Source organism: Bacillus sp. X1(2014), assembly GCF_007678255.1.
The window spans coordinates 99,080-114,783 of the sequence record NZ_VEED01000005.1 but is presented as its reverse complement, the minus strand read 5'-3'; the positions used below and the strand labels follow the sequence as shown (position 1 = coordinate 114,783).

General features: G+C 39.5%; 13 protein-coding genes and 1 riboswitch. Of the genes, 3 read left to right on the top strand and 10 right to left on the bottom strand.

Going from position 1 to position 15,704, the window contains the following annotated elements; genetic code table 11:
• Positions 1–13 precede the first annotated feature (13 nt).
• Positions 14–922 (bottom strand): N-acetylmuramic acid 6-phosphate etherase, encoded by a 909-nt coding sequence (murQ, locus tag FS608_RS12100; RefSeq protein ID WP_144550274.1) that lies wholly within the window; start codon positions 920–922, stop codon positions 14–16.
• 150 nt (positions 923–1,072) lie between these two features.
• On the bottom strand, positions 1,073–1,936 hold the full coding sequence (locus FS608_RS12095; protein WP_186328696.1) for an HAD family hydrolase: 864 nt from the start codon (positions 1,934–1,936) through the stop codon (positions 1,073–1,075).
• Between the two features lie 905 nt (positions 1,937–2,841).
• On the opposite strand from FS608_RS12095, the gene FS608_RS12090 reads away from it, so the two are divergent.
• The gene (locus FS608_RS12090) at positions 2,842–3,153 is read left to right on the top strand and encodes a hypothetical protein (protein ID WP_144550270.1); all 312 of its coding nucleotides are present in this window, start codon (positions 2,842–2,844) and stop codon (positions 3,151–3,153) included.
• Positions 3,154–3,234: 81 nt separating this feature from the next.
• Here the strand turns inward: FS608_RS12090 and FS608_RS12085 are convergent, their stop codons facing one another.
• Positions 3,235–4,032, bottom strand: coding sequence for an EcsC family protein (locus tag FS608_RS12085; protein ID WP_144550268.1), 798 nt, complete (start codon positions 4,030–4,032; stop codon positions 3,235–3,237).
• A 141-nt stretch (positions 4,033–4,173) separates the two neighbouring features.
• Positions 4,174–4,698 carry a type 1 glutamine amidotransferase domain-containing protein gene (locus tag FS608_RS12080; RefSeq protein WP_144550266.1) on the bottom strand — a complete coding sequence of 175 codons (525 nt, stop codon included), beginning with the start codon at positions 4,696–4,698 and terminating at the stop codon, positions 4,174–4,176.
• A gap of 340 nt (positions 4,699–5,038) precedes the next feature.
• On the opposite strand from FS608_RS12080, the gene tagU reads away from it, so the two are divergent.
• Positions 5,039–5,971: a polyisoprenyl-teichoic acid--peptidoglycan teichoic acid transferase TagU gene (gene tagU / locus FS608_RS12075; protein WP_144550264.1), complete on the top strand. Its 933-nt coding sequence runs from the start codon at positions 5,039–5,041 to the stop codon at positions 5,969–5,971.
• 46 nt (positions 5,972–6,017) lie between these two features.
• Here the strand turns inward: tagU and FS608_RS12070 are convergent, their stop codons facing one another.
• From FS608_RS12070 to FS608_RS12060, 3 genes are all read right to left on the bottom strand, one after another.
• Positions 6,018–6,758 carry an amino acid ABC transporter ATP-binding protein gene (locus FS608_RS12070; protein ID WP_144550262.1) on the bottom strand — a complete coding sequence of 247 codons (741 nt, stop codon included), beginning with the start codon at positions 6,756–6,758 and terminating at the stop codon, positions 6,018–6,020.
• A gap of 23 nt (positions 6,759–6,781) precedes the next feature.
• On the bottom strand, positions 6,782–7,516 hold the full coding sequence (locus tag FS608_RS12065; RefSeq protein ID WP_144550260.1) for an amino acid ABC transporter permease: 735 nt from the start codon (positions 7,514–7,516) through the stop codon (positions 6,782–6,784).
• Positions 7,517–7,584: 68 nt separating this feature from the next.
• Complete coding sequence (locus tag FS608_RS12060; RefSeq protein WP_144550258.1) at positions 7,585–8,418, bottom strand: transporter substrate-binding domain-containing protein; 834 nt, start codon at positions 8,416–8,418, stop codon at positions 7,585–7,587.
• A 117-nt stretch (positions 8,419–8,535) separates the two neighbouring features.
• Positions 8,536–8,717: riboswitch (Lysine riboswitch) on the bottom strand.
• 483 nt (positions 8,718–9,200) lie between these two features.
• Here FS608_RS12060 and FS608_RS12055 point away from each other — a divergent pair.
• Complete coding sequence (locus tag FS608_RS12055) at positions 9,201–10,823, top strand: ABC1 kinase family protein (protein WP_144550256.1); 1,623 nt, start codon at positions 9,201–9,203, stop codon at positions 10,821–10,823.
• Between the two features lie 113 nt (positions 10,824–10,936).
• Here the strand turns inward: FS608_RS12055 and FS608_RS12050 are convergent, their stop codons facing one another.
• From FS608_RS12050 to FS608_RS12040, 3 genes are all read right to left on the bottom strand, one after another.
• Positions 10,937–12,061 (bottom strand): glycoside hydrolase family 88 protein, encoded by a 1,125-nt coding sequence (locus FS608_RS12050; RefSeq protein ID WP_144550254.1) that lies wholly within the window; start codon positions 12,059–12,061, stop codon positions 10,937–10,939.
• A 157-nt stretch (positions 12,062–12,218) separates the two neighbouring features.
• A complete protein-coding gene (locus FS608_RS12045; protein WP_144550252.1) occupies positions 12,219–13,838 on the bottom strand; it encodes a response regulator transcription factor in 1,620 nt (539 codons plus the stop codon).
• On the bottom strand, positions 13,816–15,654 hold the full coding sequence (locus FS608_RS12040) for a sensor histidine kinase (RefSeq protein WP_144550250.1): 1,839 nt from the start codon (positions 15,652–15,654) through the stop codon (positions 13,816–13,818). Before FS608_RS12040 ends, FS608_RS12045 begins: the two co-directional genes overlap by 23 nt.
• Between the last annotated feature and the right edge of the window lie 50 nt (positions 15,655–15,704).

The window sequence follows — 15,704 nt, the reverse complement described above, 5'->3', positions numbered from 1 at the left end:
CTTTTAAAAAAATTCACTCTTTCACGTTTTGAATTGCTTTTTTTACATACCCGTTTGCTTCTATTAATAATTGTTCTGCTTCAAGTTTCGTTGTATTCGTCTTAATCATGACGATGGCCGTTTTGACTTGAAGATCGGATGCTTCTAGTGTTTCCAATGCCTGTTCATAGGAAACCCCGGTAATCTTACGGATGATGCCGATTGCCCGTTCTTTCAATTTTTGGTTACTCACATGAACATCAACCATTAAATTCTCATAGGCCTTACCTAAAAGGATCATCGAAGAAGTTGAAATCATGTTCAAAATCATCTTATGAGCAGTTCCTGATTTCAAGCGGGTCGAGCCTGTGAGCACTTCTGGGCCAACAATGACTTCGATTGCTTGGTCAGCTTCCTGACTAATCGCCGCATTTTTATTGCAGGAAAGTGCAACGGTTTTTGCTCCAATACTGCGTGCATATCGTAGTGCCCCTATTACATAAGGTGTGCGGCCGCTGGCTGCAATACCAATCACGGTATCATCTTTAGTCAGCCCAATTTCCTTCAAATCGTTCACACCGAAATCCGGCTGATCCTCAGCTCCTTCAACTGCTTTCAAAAAAGCGCCTTCTCCCCCTGCGATAAGTCCTTGGACCATTTCGGGGTCTGTACTGAAGGTAGGCGGACATTCCACTGCATCGAGGACCCCTAATCTCCCGCTAGTCCCAGCACCTACATAAAAAAGGCGCCCGCCATTTTTAAAGGACTCAACTACAAATTGAACAGCCGCTTCCACATCGGTTAACACATCGTTCACTGCTAAAGCGACCAATCGGTCCTGTTGATTCATAATTCGTAAAATCTCAAGCGGACTTGCTGTATCTATCTGCATCGTATGTTCATTGCGCGATTCTGTCGTTAATAATTCTAGATTTTCTGCCATTTTATCTTTATCCTCCTGTAAGTCTTTTCTGAGGTGAAAGCGGTTACCCGTACGTTTATTATATTCCTGTTAAAATATTATTTCAAGTTATTTATTAAAATATTGAAATGTTATTTTAAAACACTTTTTCACAATGAGGAGAACTTGGTCTTATTCAAGCAAATAACGGCGAATCGCCTTTGCTACCCCTGCTTCATTATTATTTCCAGTCACCTGATCCGCTAATTGTCTCACCTTTCCGGGCGCATTTCCCATCGCAATTCCGAGGCCAGCAGCCGAGAGCATAAGAGCATCATTAAAATTATCACCAATCGCTGCGGTTTGTGAGAGTGGAATTCCTAACTGCTCGGTAAGTTTTACAAGGGCAGATGCTTTTGTCACACCACTTGGGGTAATTTCTAAATTGATAAAATTAAAACTACTGCTAATTTCCATATCCACTGCCTGTTCCTTAAGTCGCCGGGTAAACTCAGGGAGTTTATTCCCCTCATCAAATACGGCAATTTTTGTAATGCTTGGCTCCTGCTCCTTCAGGTATCGATAAAAGTCGTCTACCACCTTCACCTGGCATTTTTCTCGAACACTTTGACACTGATGACGTTCTCCTCCTGATTTTTCAAGGGTGGGGATGTTATTTTCAATCCAGTGCTCATTCCATTTATTAACCTTTGGGACAAGCAGCGTATCCCCTTCGTAAAAATGGGCATAGATACCCTTCGTCTCACATAATTCCCAGAAACTCACCAGTGGCTCATATGGAAAAACTGATTGCTCGCTGATTTCGCCATTCTCAGCCAGCAGAATCGCTCCATTGTAAGCAATGATCGGCTCACCGCTAAGTCCAATCGTACGGGCAATCCACTGCGTTGATAGTGGAGAGCGTCCGCTGCAAATGACAACCTTACCACCCCGTTTGCGATACTCATGAATCGCCTCGATTGTTTCCATATCAATCTCTTTTTGATCGTTTAATAACGTGCCATCTAAGTCCGTTGCGAGTAGTCGATACTTCACTAATAAGTCCCCCTCTGTAATTTTATTTTATTTTACACTTTTAATAATATTATTGAAATTTCATTTCAGACTTGATGCTGACTATAGAGGTTTTCCCTATTTAATTAAGTTTTGTACGCCTTAAAGTAGGTCCTGTACTGTGCATAATTTAGTTGTTTCGTGCAATTATACATAATTTAGGTGCCTTCACGTTATATTGGGCTAGGGTTCTATTCGGCAGTGGCGAATTAGCTTCATATATAAAAAGAGATGGTCCGACGACTATCTCTTTAGAAGTTATTTTTAAGACTGCCATCTTTAGAGGTTACCCAATGGGCATTGGCAGCAAAGCCTTCGGTAAGTCAGCTATTATTTTTTACCTACCTCAAATGAACCTTTGCTCAACCTCTTTAACAGCTAAGGAATTTTCACCACAACCTGCGAGCCCTACTAGTGTGAATTCAGATAGAAATAAACCTGCTATTTTTCTCATCCATTACTCCTTCAGATTGTCCCTTGGGATTGCACATAGTTATACTAGTGCCCTTGATTTGATATCTATCATACTAAATACTAAATAATTAATAAAATATAAATGGTTTATTCATAGTTTGTTCATGATTTCGGGGTAATATAATTACATGAAGAGGACAGCATTTACCTTTCTCTTTTTTCCAAAACCCCCTTTTAATATATTTTGTTTGGATCCGGCACTTGGCCGGATTCTTTTTTTGCTGTTTTTTAAAATTTTTGAATATTTTTATTTTTGTTTTTGATGTTATAACAAAATAATTTGTCGAAATATAGGAGACGTTTATTTTCAAGCAGCTAGAAATCTCTATTTAAATACATTGATATACCAATATCATTTACTTTTTTTCAAATATTTTTACTTTTAAATTCGCTGTTCACATGGAAAATCCACTATGTTACTATCAGAATGGTATTGGAATTGTATTAAAGAAAGAAGACGAAAAGATGGGAATCAAGTCATCATGCCTTCCAAACCAATGGCAGTAAAAAATAATTTTACGAGGTGTATGATGAAAACAATCGAACGAACTCAAATGGAAAATATGGAACTTTTAAAGGAAATCATTTATCTTAAAACGACACTGAGCGAAATATATAAGCAAGATGGCCCTAGCAGCTCGGAATACATCAATCTTTCCATCAAACTTAATTCACTCATGCATAAATATTTTGAGGAAAAAACTGAAAGCCTAGTTAATATCTAATAGGTTTGAATTAAGGTTGTGGCCGGGCCCCATGGATCCAGTCAAAAGGGACAGCAAAAATGCTGTCCCTTTTTTTTATTCCTATTCTTGTTCCAACCGTTCAAGAATTCTTCTTTTCCGGTAAAGCATAATTCCCGTCTCCGCTAGGTCGTTAATCATCGAGCGATTGGTAAATGCACCGAAGACCATCCCCGCAATAGGTACCATTTGAAACAGCTTCTTCCACCCGAACTGGTCTCTATAAGTATAAACCACTTCTCGCCAGCCTTGGAGCTGCGACATCATTTCACTTGACCCGTTCCCTTTTTGATAATAGCTGGAAAGTTCATTGAGAATCGCTCGTTTGCCGACAATATCTGCCGAGGAAAACTGCAGGCATTTGATCATAAAAATACGTTCGCTTTTCTCATTCGGATCATATCCATGGAGGATGGCGATTTCCTGCAATGTTTTTAAAGAGATGCCCATTAAAGCCGGAACATCGAGCGCAAGAGTAAAAATCCCGCCAATTCCTGTGCTCGCTCCTTGGATGGCCGCAAACTTCTTCCGTTGTCCGGTCAGCTCCTGGCTTAACTTATCCATTGCAGCTAACGGAATCTCCTCAATATCAGATACCTCGGTTATTGGTTTCCCTGTTTCTTTTTCAATTTTTTCAAAGAGATTATGTTCTTTAATTAAATAGCTGCCGCCATTCTGAATATAGGAGCCGATTTCTTCTAATAGATTCCCCACTTTGTTGTGGATGAATTGGGGGGTTATTTTATCAAGAATCTTAAATGGAAGTCTGCCGATGCGATCCCAAATCCATAAATCACTCTGGTCATTTTCCCACTTTTCAATAATCGCCAGTTCATTCAATAAATCATCTCGTGTTTCCATGTAATGTGGTCACCCTCGTTCGTTTATTTATGATTACATACGTATGATTTCGGGGAAAGGTTTCATGCACGAATAGCTTTTCCATTTGCTGAACGAAAAAAGACAGCGAACAATCGCTCGCTATCTTGCTTCCACACTTTACTATCTCTGTTCTAACACGTTGATAAATTCCCGCAGATAATCAGGAAGATCCGGCGGACGGCGGCTGGAAACAAGGTGGCCGTCAACAACCACAGGTTCGTCATACCAAGTAGCCCCTGCATTTTCCATATCATCTTTAATCCCCGGAGTACTCGTGACTTTTTTTCCATCAAGAATTTTGGCCGAAATCAGCACCCAGCCAGCATGGCAGATTTGTCCAATCGGCTTTTCATCCGCATTCATTTGCTGCAGCAGCGACAGGACTTCCGGGAAGCGCCGAATTTTATCTGGAGCCCACCCTCCTGGAACTAAAATTGCGTCATAATCTTCCCCGCGCACTTCATCATAAGAGAATTCGGATGTAGCCGGTACGCCGTACTTCCCAATATACTTTTCATTCGCTTTTTCTCCTGCAAGATGGACAATGGCCCCCTCTTCCTGGAGTCGAAGAATCGGGTACCATAGCTCTAAATCTTCAAAATCATGGTGCACAAGGCTGAGTACTTTCTTTCCTTCTAATCGCATTGGTTAATGCTCCTTTCCAAATGATCTCGGGTAATATCTTTACTTGAAAAAACAACTTTCTAGTAATTTCCTCCATTAGGATTTATCATATTGATTGGATTTAATCAATGAATATTGCTTGGAACGAATTAAAAATTTTCTATCTGTAAATCCTTCATTTTTTAATCTAGTAATAATCAACCAGAATACAGCGACTTCATTCGTTCTTAGTCCCTTTTTTCAAACATGATTCCATAGGAGTTCCGACACATTTTGACAATAGCAATGGAAAATCGACGACTTTCAAACACCTTTATCGTATGATATGAATAACTGACTTTGATAGTTTGGAGGTTTATGAATGCGATTAAAAAAAAGGAAACGAAGACTTAGAAAATGGGTAAAGGTGACCGGCACAATCCTTCTACTACTAGTAATTGGCGGGGGAGTCTACGGATCCACTGTCTATAAATCTTTTAAAAATGCTGTTGCTGCGATGCATCAGCCGATGGAACGAGAAAAATCTGAAAAACGCGCGGAGCCAGTTTCGCTTAAAGAAAAAGATCCTTTTTCGGTATTAATGCTGGGTGTGGATGAGCGTGAAGGAGACTCGGGCCGCTCTGACACCATGATTGTATTAACCGTTAATCCCAACAATAATTCCGTAAAAATGCTAAGCATTCCACGCGATACTCGAACTGAAATTATTGGAAAAGGGACGGAGGATAAAATTAACCACGCCTACGCCTTTGGAGGGATCCCTATGGCTTTGGATACCGTTGAAAACTTTCTCGATATACCAATTGATTATTATATAGAGGTTAACATGAAAGGCTTCACGGGAATGGTCGATGCCGTTGGCGGCGTAACGGTCAATAATGACTTAGATTTCACTCAAGATGGATACCATTTTCCAAAAGGAGAATTGACGCTAAACGGTAAAAAAGCGTTAAGCTATACAAGAATGAGAAAAGAAGACCCTAGAGGTGACTTTGGCAGGCAAATAAGACAACGTCAAATTATTGAAGGGGTAATTAAAGAAGGGGCTAGTTTCTCCAGTTTAACCAAGTTCTCCGGTATATTTACCGTCCTCGGCAAAAATGTAAAAACAAACCTTACGTTTGATCAAATGGTCGCTATTCAAAAAGGTTATAAGCATGTTGGAACATCCATTGAGCAAATGGAGATAGAAGAAGAAGGAACAAGAATCGATAACATTTATTATGGATTGGTTTCAGAAGAAGAAATCCAACGGGTTCAAAAGGAATTAAAGTCAGAACTAGAAATTAAGTAAATAAAAGCTGAATGGAGATTCTCTCCATTCAGCTTTTTTGTGCCCCTTATGCTTCTTTTAACGTCCGTTTTAAAAACTCTCTCGTCCGTTCTTGTTTTGGATGGCTGAAGATTTGCTCTGGGCTTCCTTCCTCGGCAATCACACCCTTATCCATAAAGACAATCCGGTCAGAGACTTCCCGGGCGAAATCCATTTCATGCGTAACGATTAACATCGTTAGGCCCGTTCCAGCCAGTTCCTTCATGACTTTTAACACTTCACCGACCATTTCAGGGTCAAGAGCCGATGTTGGTTCATCGAATAACATCACATCCGGTTCCATTGAAAGTGCCCGCGCAATCGCAACCCTTTGTTTTTGCCCGCCTGATAATTGTTTTGGTTTGGCGTTAATATAGCGATCCATTCCGACAACTTTTAAGTATTTCATCGCTACTTTTTCCGCTTCTGCTTTGGAGCGTTTCAAGACTTTAATTTGGCCAACCACACAGTTCATGAGGACATTATGATTATTGAACAAATTAAAATGTTGGAAAACCATCCCCAAATTCCTGCGGTAGGCAAAAATATCATGCTTGTCATCTAAGATATTTTCGCCATGATAAATGATTTGACCGCCGCTTGGTCTTTCTAGAAGATTGATACAGCGTAGGAGCGTGGATTTACCTGACCCGGAGGAACCGATGATACTGACAACTTCCCCTTTTTTGACTGAAAACTCAATATCCTTTAACACTTCATGATTTCCAAACGATTTATTTAAATTCTGAATTTCAATGACGTTTTCCATTCTCTCTCCTCCTTCTTCTCAAATTATTTCGTTGGCTCTATTTCCTCACCCAGCATCGTGTAATTGTCTGATCCTTCTAATTTTCTTTCAACATAAAGTAGAATTCTCGTTACAATAAAGGTCATCACAAAATACATGACGCAAGCGACGAAGAATGATTCGAAGTATCTAAAGTTGTTCCCTGCCACTGATTTTGTTAAAAAATAAAGTTCTGATACCGAAATAACATTCAGAACCGATGTATCTTTAATATTGATCACAAATTGGTTGCCCGTTGCTGGTAAAATGTTGCGAATAACCTGTGGCAATACGACATTCATCATTGTTTGCAAATGATTCATTCCAATCGCTTCAGCTGCCTCAAATTGCCCCTTATCAATTGAAACGATACCGCCCCGGACAATCTCTGCCATATACGCCCCTGTATTAATCGAAACAATAATGAGCGCCGCAAGCATAACATTCATATCGATATTAAACGCGAGAGCAGAACCATAATAAATGACCATCGCCTGAACGATCATCGGTGTTCCGCGGAAGAACTCGATATAAATAGAAAGAATTACATTAACCACTTTTAGAAGAACCTTTTTGGGTCCACGTGCAGGTTCAGGTATCGTTCGAATAACCCCCGCCAATAACCCAATGATTGCACCCAATATCGTCCCAATTAGTGAAATATAGAGCGTGGTGCCAGCCCCTCGAAGAAACATTGGCCAGTTTTCTGAAACGATTTTTACGATCCAATCGATACTCATTTTTCTCCCCCTTTGTCTCATCATCATAAAACCGACTGCATAGGGATACAGCCGGTTTTATGAATTCATTATTTTGCTGCAGGCTGGTTCTTAATAGCCTCATCCATGATTTGTGTACGTGATTCTTCTGAAATTCCTTTTAACACTTCATTGATCTTATCGATATTTTTATCGCCTTTTTCAAGACCTACAGCGATCGCTGTATCATCTTCTGATGTTTTGAATCCATCTTTAAATTCAACCATCGCGAACTTATCGTTTGCACCTGATGCACTAACCGCTTCAGGACGTTCTGAAACGTAGCCATCAATAATTCCTGATTCAAGCGCAACCCTCATCGCCGGGAAATTATCCATCGCAGTTGCTTTTGTTACACCTTTAATTTGATCAATTACTGAATAGTGGAAAGTATTCAATTGAGCGGTGATTTTCGCCCCTTTGAAATCTTGAATCGAAGTCGCACCTTCATATTTGCCGCCTTTTTTAACCACCATAACTAGATTTGATTTGTAGTATTTATCTGAGAAGTCGATCGTCTTTTTACGTTCTGCTGTTGGTGACATCCCAGCAATAATCGCATCGATTTTGCCAGAAGTTAGCGCTGGAACTAAACCGTCCCATTCTGTTTTCACAATCACTAATTTTTTCCCTAAGCCGTCCGCAATTTTTTTGGCGATTTCAACATCATAACCACCAGCATATTCTTGCGTTCCTTCGATTTTCACACCGCCATTGGAATCATCCTTTTGCGTCCAGTTAAACGGAGCATAGCCTGCTTCAAGACCGACCTTAAATGTATTATCATCTGCTGATCCAGACTCTGACTTATCACTTGAACCACATCCAGCTAATAAAATCATTGCTGAAAGTAGCAATACGAAAAATAATGATGCTTTTTTCATAAAGTATTCTCCTCCTATTAATTCATAATTCAGGCATTTTAATACAACAAAAAACGACCTGAGATCACTCAGGTCGCAATATGTATGCATAGTTGCCCTTAAGTCCTCTCTTTTCCCAGGTGAGATAGCACAACTCAATAAACTAGGGAGTTTATTGAGACAGTCCTGCAATTATTCACTGCAGACCCAGCAAGTAATAGTGAGAATATTACTAACTTCGGCGACATTTCCTTCTCCTTAGTATCACTGCTTCTCAAACTCCACTAAAGACTGTTAAATACCGCGCCTCTACCTCACTAAAAAAGTGAGGTGAATATTAAATTATATTTAATAGACTACTATATTCAAGTTAATTATGTCAATATAGTATATTGTGGTAACTGGGTATTGTTTTATGGTGTCAGGCACCCATTCCTGTTATTTATTAATACTTTCGTCTTTGAATGAATAAACATGTACAAGCGAAAGGGGATAATCATGCATGGACAATCAGGGTTTCTTAAATTTTATTATTTATAAATTACTATCCCTCTCGATACAGTTCATTGTCCTGTATTTCCTCATTTTATTATGTGAATGGTTTGCAGAGAAAAAAGGCTATAACGTTTTTGAGCGATCCTGGTTAATTACACTAATCTCATTGCCGCTAATAACCTTAATTATTTGGACAATCATTATTGGTAGATTTCATTTATTTTAAGATGGGGCCTCCCAGACTGAAACTTTCTATCTATCAAACTCGTTTTAAATAGTAAAACCTGAAATGGATTGTGGGGATTCGGATGAAGACGAAAAATAAGCTGGTGCGGATGTCGAAGGTCCTTTCTCTTACCTTTGGCATTTTCCTGCAAATTTATTGGTATAAGATTCGCAGAAAACCGAAAGCAGAGTGGGAAAAACTGTGGGGGAGCATCGGAGAACGGTTTCGACAGACTCTGTTTGATTTAGAAGGCTTGCTCATCAAACTGGGACAAATCCTTAGCACGCGTGCCGATTTGCTGCCACCTGCCTTTATCCGCCAAATTGAAGATATGACCGATAAAGTTCCGCCATCGGAATGGAACGAGGTTCAGGAAATTTTAGAAAAAGAATGGGGAGACTTGTATCAGCAACACTTCCAATCGATTGAGAAAGCGGCAATTGCTTCTGCATCGATTGGCGAAGTGTATAAGGGCGTGCTCCTTGATGGAACCGAAGTGGCCATCAAAGTTAAACGCCCGCATATTGATTCCATTGTCGACACGGATTTTCGGATATTAAGTATTGTGATGTGGTTTGTGGACCACTTAGTCCCTCTTCCGAAGGGTTTTATGAATTTTAAAGTTCTTTTTAAAGAAGTAAAACAAGTGATTGTACGCGAACTGGATTATTCCCTAGAACTGAACACCATCCTGAGCTTTAAAGAGCGCTTTAAGAAGATGGATACCGTCCATATTCCGTCGGTGTATGCCGAATTGAGTACCGCAAATGTGCTAGTCATGGAGTGGGTCGAAGGATTACGGCTGACCAATAACGACGCCATCAACCAATTACCCGTGAGCCGCCAGGAACTAGCTCAACGGCTGATGAAGGTCTTTCTCCCTCAATGGATGGAACCTGGTCCCTTCCATGCCGATCCCCATCCCGGCAACGTTCTGGTCTCAAAGGAAGGAAAAATTATTTTACTAGACTTTGGAATGGTCGGAGAACTTTCCAAAAAGGATGCCGGGTATTTTCAAGGTTTAATTGAAAGCTTTCTCGCCAAAAATTATCCGAAGGCGGTGGATTGCTTGTTCCACTTAGGCGTGTTGCTCCCTGAGGCGGAATCAAGAACGATTGAACGGATCTTAGCGGAATTCATCACCTTCCAGCCAGCTCAATTAAAAGAAATGGATCTTCTTGCTTTTAAGATGGAAATCAATGATATGATTCAAGCGCTCCCCATTCAGATTCCAACCAGATTTGTCTTTTTAGGCAGATCGGTTGTCACGATTGAAGGAATTATCCGCAATTTAGCGCCAGATGCAGAAATTCTAGAGTTAGGGAAACCTGTGTTTATGGAGTGGTTAAACAAACAAGGAAATAATAAATGGCTATTCGTCTGGCAATGGCTCCAATCGCAGCCAATTTTTAAAATCTTTCATTCTGTCACAGAATTCCTGAATGCACCGCAAAAATTAGAGCAGTTAAAGGAAGTCGAACAACGCAGGCAATTCCAATTCACCATCTATGAAAATACGAAAAAGCAATTATTCCAGTTAACCCTCTTCGGGATGACAGGCATAGCCGCCGGGCTCTATACCTCATACGACCTCATCTGGCAGCTATCCGCAGGAGTAGCCGCTGTCTCGCTTGCTGGGTATGTTATTTGTAGTTATAAACTGAAGAAATGGATGAAATATATGCAGGAGAAACGGAGAGTTTAGATGAGGTAAGTGTTGTTTGATGGCGGTAGGAAAGGCAAAAAGGGACGAATCTGCTGGTCGTGCGAAACTTCATACAACCATGAATTCCGTCCCTTAGGTGTTCCTTTTCCATTCTACCAGAACAATTCCTTGTATCCCTTTAATCTCGCAAGACCTTCAACAAAATAGTAGTCCCCATATATCAGTGGGTTGTCTGTATATTTCCCTTCAGGAAAATGGCTCGTGGCGTGGAGGATTAATCCCTCTTCCTCGCCTTCCCAATCACCATAATTCTTGTATAACGATTCGAGGATTTTCTCCCCAGTTCTTTGATAAACAGGCGATTCCACGGCTGTCACTTTATCTGCTAATAATAGGAGACCGCATGCGGCGATCGCACCCGCAGAAGAATCTCTTGGAGAATCAATTCCAGCAGGAAGGCGGAAATCCCAATCTGGAACGGCATCCTCCGGAAGATGGGAGATAAAGAAATGTGCTACCCTTTTGGCTGTTTCCAAGTATTTTGCTTCACCTGTATAATGATAGCTTAATGTCAGACCATAAATCGCCCAAGCCGTTCCTCTTGACCATGCTGAATCTGGGCCGAATCCCTGTCCTCCCAACGCTTCAATCCTCTGCCCATTTTCAGGATCAAAGCGGACGATATGATGTACTCCACCATCACTCCTAATAAAATTCTCCAAGACCATATCCGCATGTTTTCTCGCCACACTTTTGAACCTTGGATCCCCTGTTTCTTCGGTGGCCCAATAAAGAAGCGGCAAATTCATCATACAATCAATAATCGCAACACCGCTATTGTCTTCTCCCTCATGCCACGGGTTCCACGCTCGAATGAAATTCCCATTTGAATTGAAACGTCCCATTAGAAGATTGGCAGCCAGCAGTGCACGCCGCTTGGAATCCTCCTCACCTAAGAGCTTATATCGTGCAACACTCGTTAAAGTCCACATAAAACCCATATCATGATCGAGACGGTAATAATCATTTTGAACTTTATCCAACTTTTCTTCACATTTCTCAGCTATTAGCTTTAGGTTTTCATCCTGTGTATCTCGATACACTTGCCATAAAAGACCTGGCCAGAATCCAGCTGTCCACCAGTACGGTTCCTCAAAGATATACTTTCCATTTTGACTTGCGTGGGGAAAATTAGCCCCTATTCTCTTACTTGTTTTGCCTATTTTTATAGTAACTTGCTCCCATGCTTCTTCTACCCAGGGCAGTTGTTCGATCATCTTCTTCACCCCTCTTATTCATATTTTAGTTAAATTATAGAATAACGGCAGATTCCATTCGTAACACTATTTTGATAAATGTTTAAACTATTTTGACTTATTTTTTCAACATAAAAAAAGTCCAGCGATCAACTGGACGACTTGCCTAAGGACCCTTTCACCCCGCTGAAATTTTCCCGCCTCGATACTCTATAGGAGTGAACCCCACATGGTTTTTAAATAGTTTAATAAAATAGCTTTGATTATCATAGCCGAGACGTTCACAAATTTTCCCTACCGAGTCAGTTGTTTGCTCAAGTAATTCTTTCGCCCTGGTAATTTTCATTTTGGTAACGTATTCAACAAATGTTTCACCCATCTCTTTCTTAAACAAACGGCTAAAGTAACTTTGGTTTAAAAAGAGATGACCAGCAACTTCTTCCAAACTGACCCGCTTTTCTAGATTCACAGAGACATAGCTAATAGCATCCAATATTTCCCTGCGTTTTGTCTGATTGTACACTTCATTGGAGAGATATAAAAATGATTTAAAATAATCAATGAGTAATACTTTTAACTCACATAAAAAATTACTCATAAGGATCTCTTGATGCAGACATTCAACCGCATGATCTTGACGGAATAACTGCAGGGCATGCATCTTGACCTTTAGATCGATTAACAATTTTAATAACCATTCCTTTACCAACTCAGGAGGATATGTTTTTTCTTCAATGTGCTTAATCCATTTGGAAACGATAGGGATAATCATACTTTCATCTTTCTTTAACAACAATTCTCTAAAGTCTAATGAAGCTTCATCGTATTTTGAAAACAGGTCTTCAGTTGGAGCCTGAATCGTATCTTTCTTTATAATCGTTCCTGGCTGCATATAAAAACTCTGATGTTTTGCACTAAGCAGTATGGAAATCTCCTGCCTTATGTCAGCAAGCCCTGTGCAGTCACCGCCTATTAAAAAAGATAACTGAACATGTAAATATTTTTGAATAGCCTTTTGAATTTTTTTCATACTTTCATAGGATTCATCAAAGAAACTGGTATTGAAGTGTTGGGAACTAGGAAAGAACAAAATGAATTCGTTCGCCGTTAAAGAAAAATGGACGGCATCCAAATTTGATTCTTTAATGAGATCATCCATTACATTATTGATGGCAAAAATTACGTTATCTTCCGAGAGATACTGCTCTTTAGCTAAATGAAAATCATGGACGAATGCTAGTGCAGCATTGTAATCCCTTTTATCTAATTGTAATCCTAGAGCACTAGCCTCTTTAAGCCATTCCTGTTCAAGAATTTGCGATTGATTGATCGTTTGCCTGATAAATCTTTCTTTAACATTTACTTTATTTTTGTTGAGCATGTGCTGCAGCTGAAGCTGTTCTAAAGATTTCTTTTTTTGCTGATCGATGCTTTCCTTTACTTTTTTAATCACACCGCATAAATCCTCAGGGTCAAACATGTCTTTAACGATATAGTCCTGCACCTGGAGCTTTAGTGCTTGCTTGGCAAACTCAAATTCCGAATGACAGGATAAGATAACAACTTGTAATTGCGGATTTAACTCTTTTAAGCGCTTCGTTAATTCAATTCCATTCATTTTGGGCATTCCAATGTCTGTAATTAAAATATCAGGCATCTCACCCAGTGCGGCTTCAAAGGCACTGGCTCCATTTTCGTATGTTCCTTGAAGCTTTACACCCAGCTGCTCCCACTCGATTGTTTGAGATAGCAATTCTAATACTGGATAATCATCGTCAACTAGCATTACTTTGTACATTAGATTTGATGCCCCCTTTTGGAATGGACAATATGACTTGAGTACCCTTGCCAATTTTACTTTTTATTTCCATTGTAAAATCCTGACCAAAAGTCATATACATTCGTTCATACACATTGGATAGTCCTAAGGATGAGAAACCTTTTTTATTTTTGATGATCGAGTAGTCTGTGTCATTTGATAGAATGAGCTTTCTTTTCAAATGTTCTAGCGCATCTTCATTCATTCCCTGACCATCATCTTCCACAACGATGGTAACCTCATTTTCCTTCCAATATGTATTTACTTTAATGGTTCCGGCACTTTGGTTAAGGCCATGGATGATGCTATTTTCAATAATTGGCTGGAGGATAAATCTCGGTATCATGATGGAATTCGTATCTTCATGGATGGCTAATTCAACATTTACCTTTTCTTTTTGTCTCATATTCATGATAGAAATAAAGTCCAAGACAATTTGAATTTCTTCATGAAAGGTGATCGTTTCCTTGTCTTTTGAAATGGTCATCCGTAATAATTTTGACAATGAGCTGATCATATTCGCACTCTCTTTATCTCCTTTTACTAATACCTTCATCCGGATGGAATTAAGGACATTAAATAGAAAGTGGGGATTGATTTGAGCCTGGAGCATATCTAGTTCTGCTTTTCGTTTTCTTTTCTCTGTCGCAGTAATTTCTTGAATCTTTTCATTAATACGATCTAGCATCAAATCAAAGGATTCAGACAGTCTGCCGATCTCGTCCTTGCTTCGGATCTTGGAACGGATCCTTAAATCTCCTTGTTGTACAAGGTCTGCGACATTCCCCAGACGGGAAATAGGCTTTGTAATCGTTCTCAACAAATAGGCCATAAGGACAAGAAAAATAGCGAAAAATAGGATCTGAACGATAATAACTTTATTAAAAATCGAATTCACTTTATTGGTTGCTTGTTTATATGGAATAACCGAGACTAGTTTCCAGCCTGTGAAAGAGATTTTATGCTCCGCAATTAAATAGTTCTTCTGAGAGATTCGAAAGATATTTGAGTAATTATTTTCCTTCAGTTGATCACTGTACTTGAACCGTTTACCAATTCTAGTATTATCTCTGTTTGAAAGTATATGATTTGAAGAATCGAGGAGCGCCATTTCCTCATGACCGTTCATATTTTCAAATATTTCACTGATTTTATTTTCCATGATTGTCACGATAACATAGCCGTAAATTTTTAAATTCTCATCCCTTAATGTTCTAGCAACTGATATTTGATAGGGGTTCATTTTTTTCTCTGATTTAAACATGGTCGGCTGGCTACCAATCCAGACCGATTCATATCCCTTTGTCTGACTCAATTGTTTAAACCAATCCTCATAAAATAAATCTGAGGGATTATATTCCCACTGAGAATAGTTTGTATACGACTTACCATTTTTCAACAGGATGGTGACGTAGGAATTTCCGCCTTGTAAGGTAATATTTTCAATCGTTTTGTTGATTTTGCTATCATCCATAAACTGTTGGTACTTCTTATCTTGGGTTTGTTCGTTAATATTTCTTGCTTTTCTTTTTAAAAGTGTATTCATTTCAGCGTCAACCTGGATAAAGTTTGTAATATACATCATATCTTCGAAGAGTTTCTGAACATATTCATTCGCAATGGTTAACTCTCTATTGGCATTAGACAATGCCTGTTCCCTGATCGTATCCTTCGTTAAATAGTTATAGATAAATAACGTCATAGTGGCGGGGATGAGCAGACAAATAATAGATATGAAAATGACTTTAAAACGAAATGAACGAGGTGACAGTATCGTATGAATCTTTTTCCCCATAATCTCAGTCCTTTAATCAAAAAATGGGGTAACGGATTACCCACTCTGCC

Excerpts from the sequence above, each read along its gene's own strand:
- FS608_RS12090 (WP_144550270.1), top strand. The coding sequence starts at position 2,842 with ATGTTACTATCAGAATGGTATTGGAATTGTATTAAAGAAAGAAGACGA.
- FS608_RS12080 (WP_144550266.1), bottom strand. The coding sequence starts at position 4,698 with ATGCGATTAGAAGGAAAGAAAGTACTCAGCCTTGTGCACCATGATTTT.
- FS608_RS12050 (WP_144550254.1), bottom strand. The coding sequence starts at position 12,061 with ATGATCGAACAACTGCCCTGGGTAGAAGAAGCATGGGAGCAAGTTACT.
- murQ (WP_144550274.1), bottom strand. The coding sequence starts at position 922 with ATGGCAGAAAATCTAGAATTATTAACGACAGAATCGCGCAATGAACAT.
- tagU (WP_144550264.1), top strand. The coding sequence starts at position 5,039 with ATGCGATTAAAAAAAAGGAAACGAAGACTTAGAAAATGGGTAAAGGTG.
- FS608_RS12060 (WP_144550258.1), bottom strand. The coding sequence starts at position 8,418 with ATGAAAAAAGCATCATTATTTTTCGTATTGCTACTTTCAGCAATGATT.
- FS608_RS12070 (WP_144550262.1), bottom strand. The coding sequence starts at position 6,758 with ATGGAAAACGTCATTGAAATTCAGAATTTAAATAAATCGTTTGGAAAT.
- FS608_RS12085 (WP_144550268.1), bottom strand. The coding sequence starts at position 4,032 with ATGGAAACACGAGATGATTTATTGAATGAACTGGCGATTATTGAAAAG.
- FS608_RS12065 (WP_144550260.1), bottom strand. The coding sequence starts at position 7,516 with ATGAGTATCGATTGGATCGTAAAAATCGTTTCAGAAAACTGGCCAATG.
- FS608_RS12045 (WP_144550252.1), bottom strand. The coding sequence starts at position 13,838 with ATGTACAAAGTAATGCTAGTTGACGATGATTATCCAGTATTAGAATTG.
- FS608_RS12040 (WP_144550250.1), bottom strand. The coding sequence starts at position 15,654 with ATGGGGAAAAAGATTCATACGATACTGTCACCTCGTTCATTTCGTTTT.
- FS608_RS12055 (WP_144550256.1), top strand. The coding sequence starts at position 9,201 with ATGAAGACGAAAAATAAGCTGGTGCGGATGTCGAAGGTCCTTTCTCTT.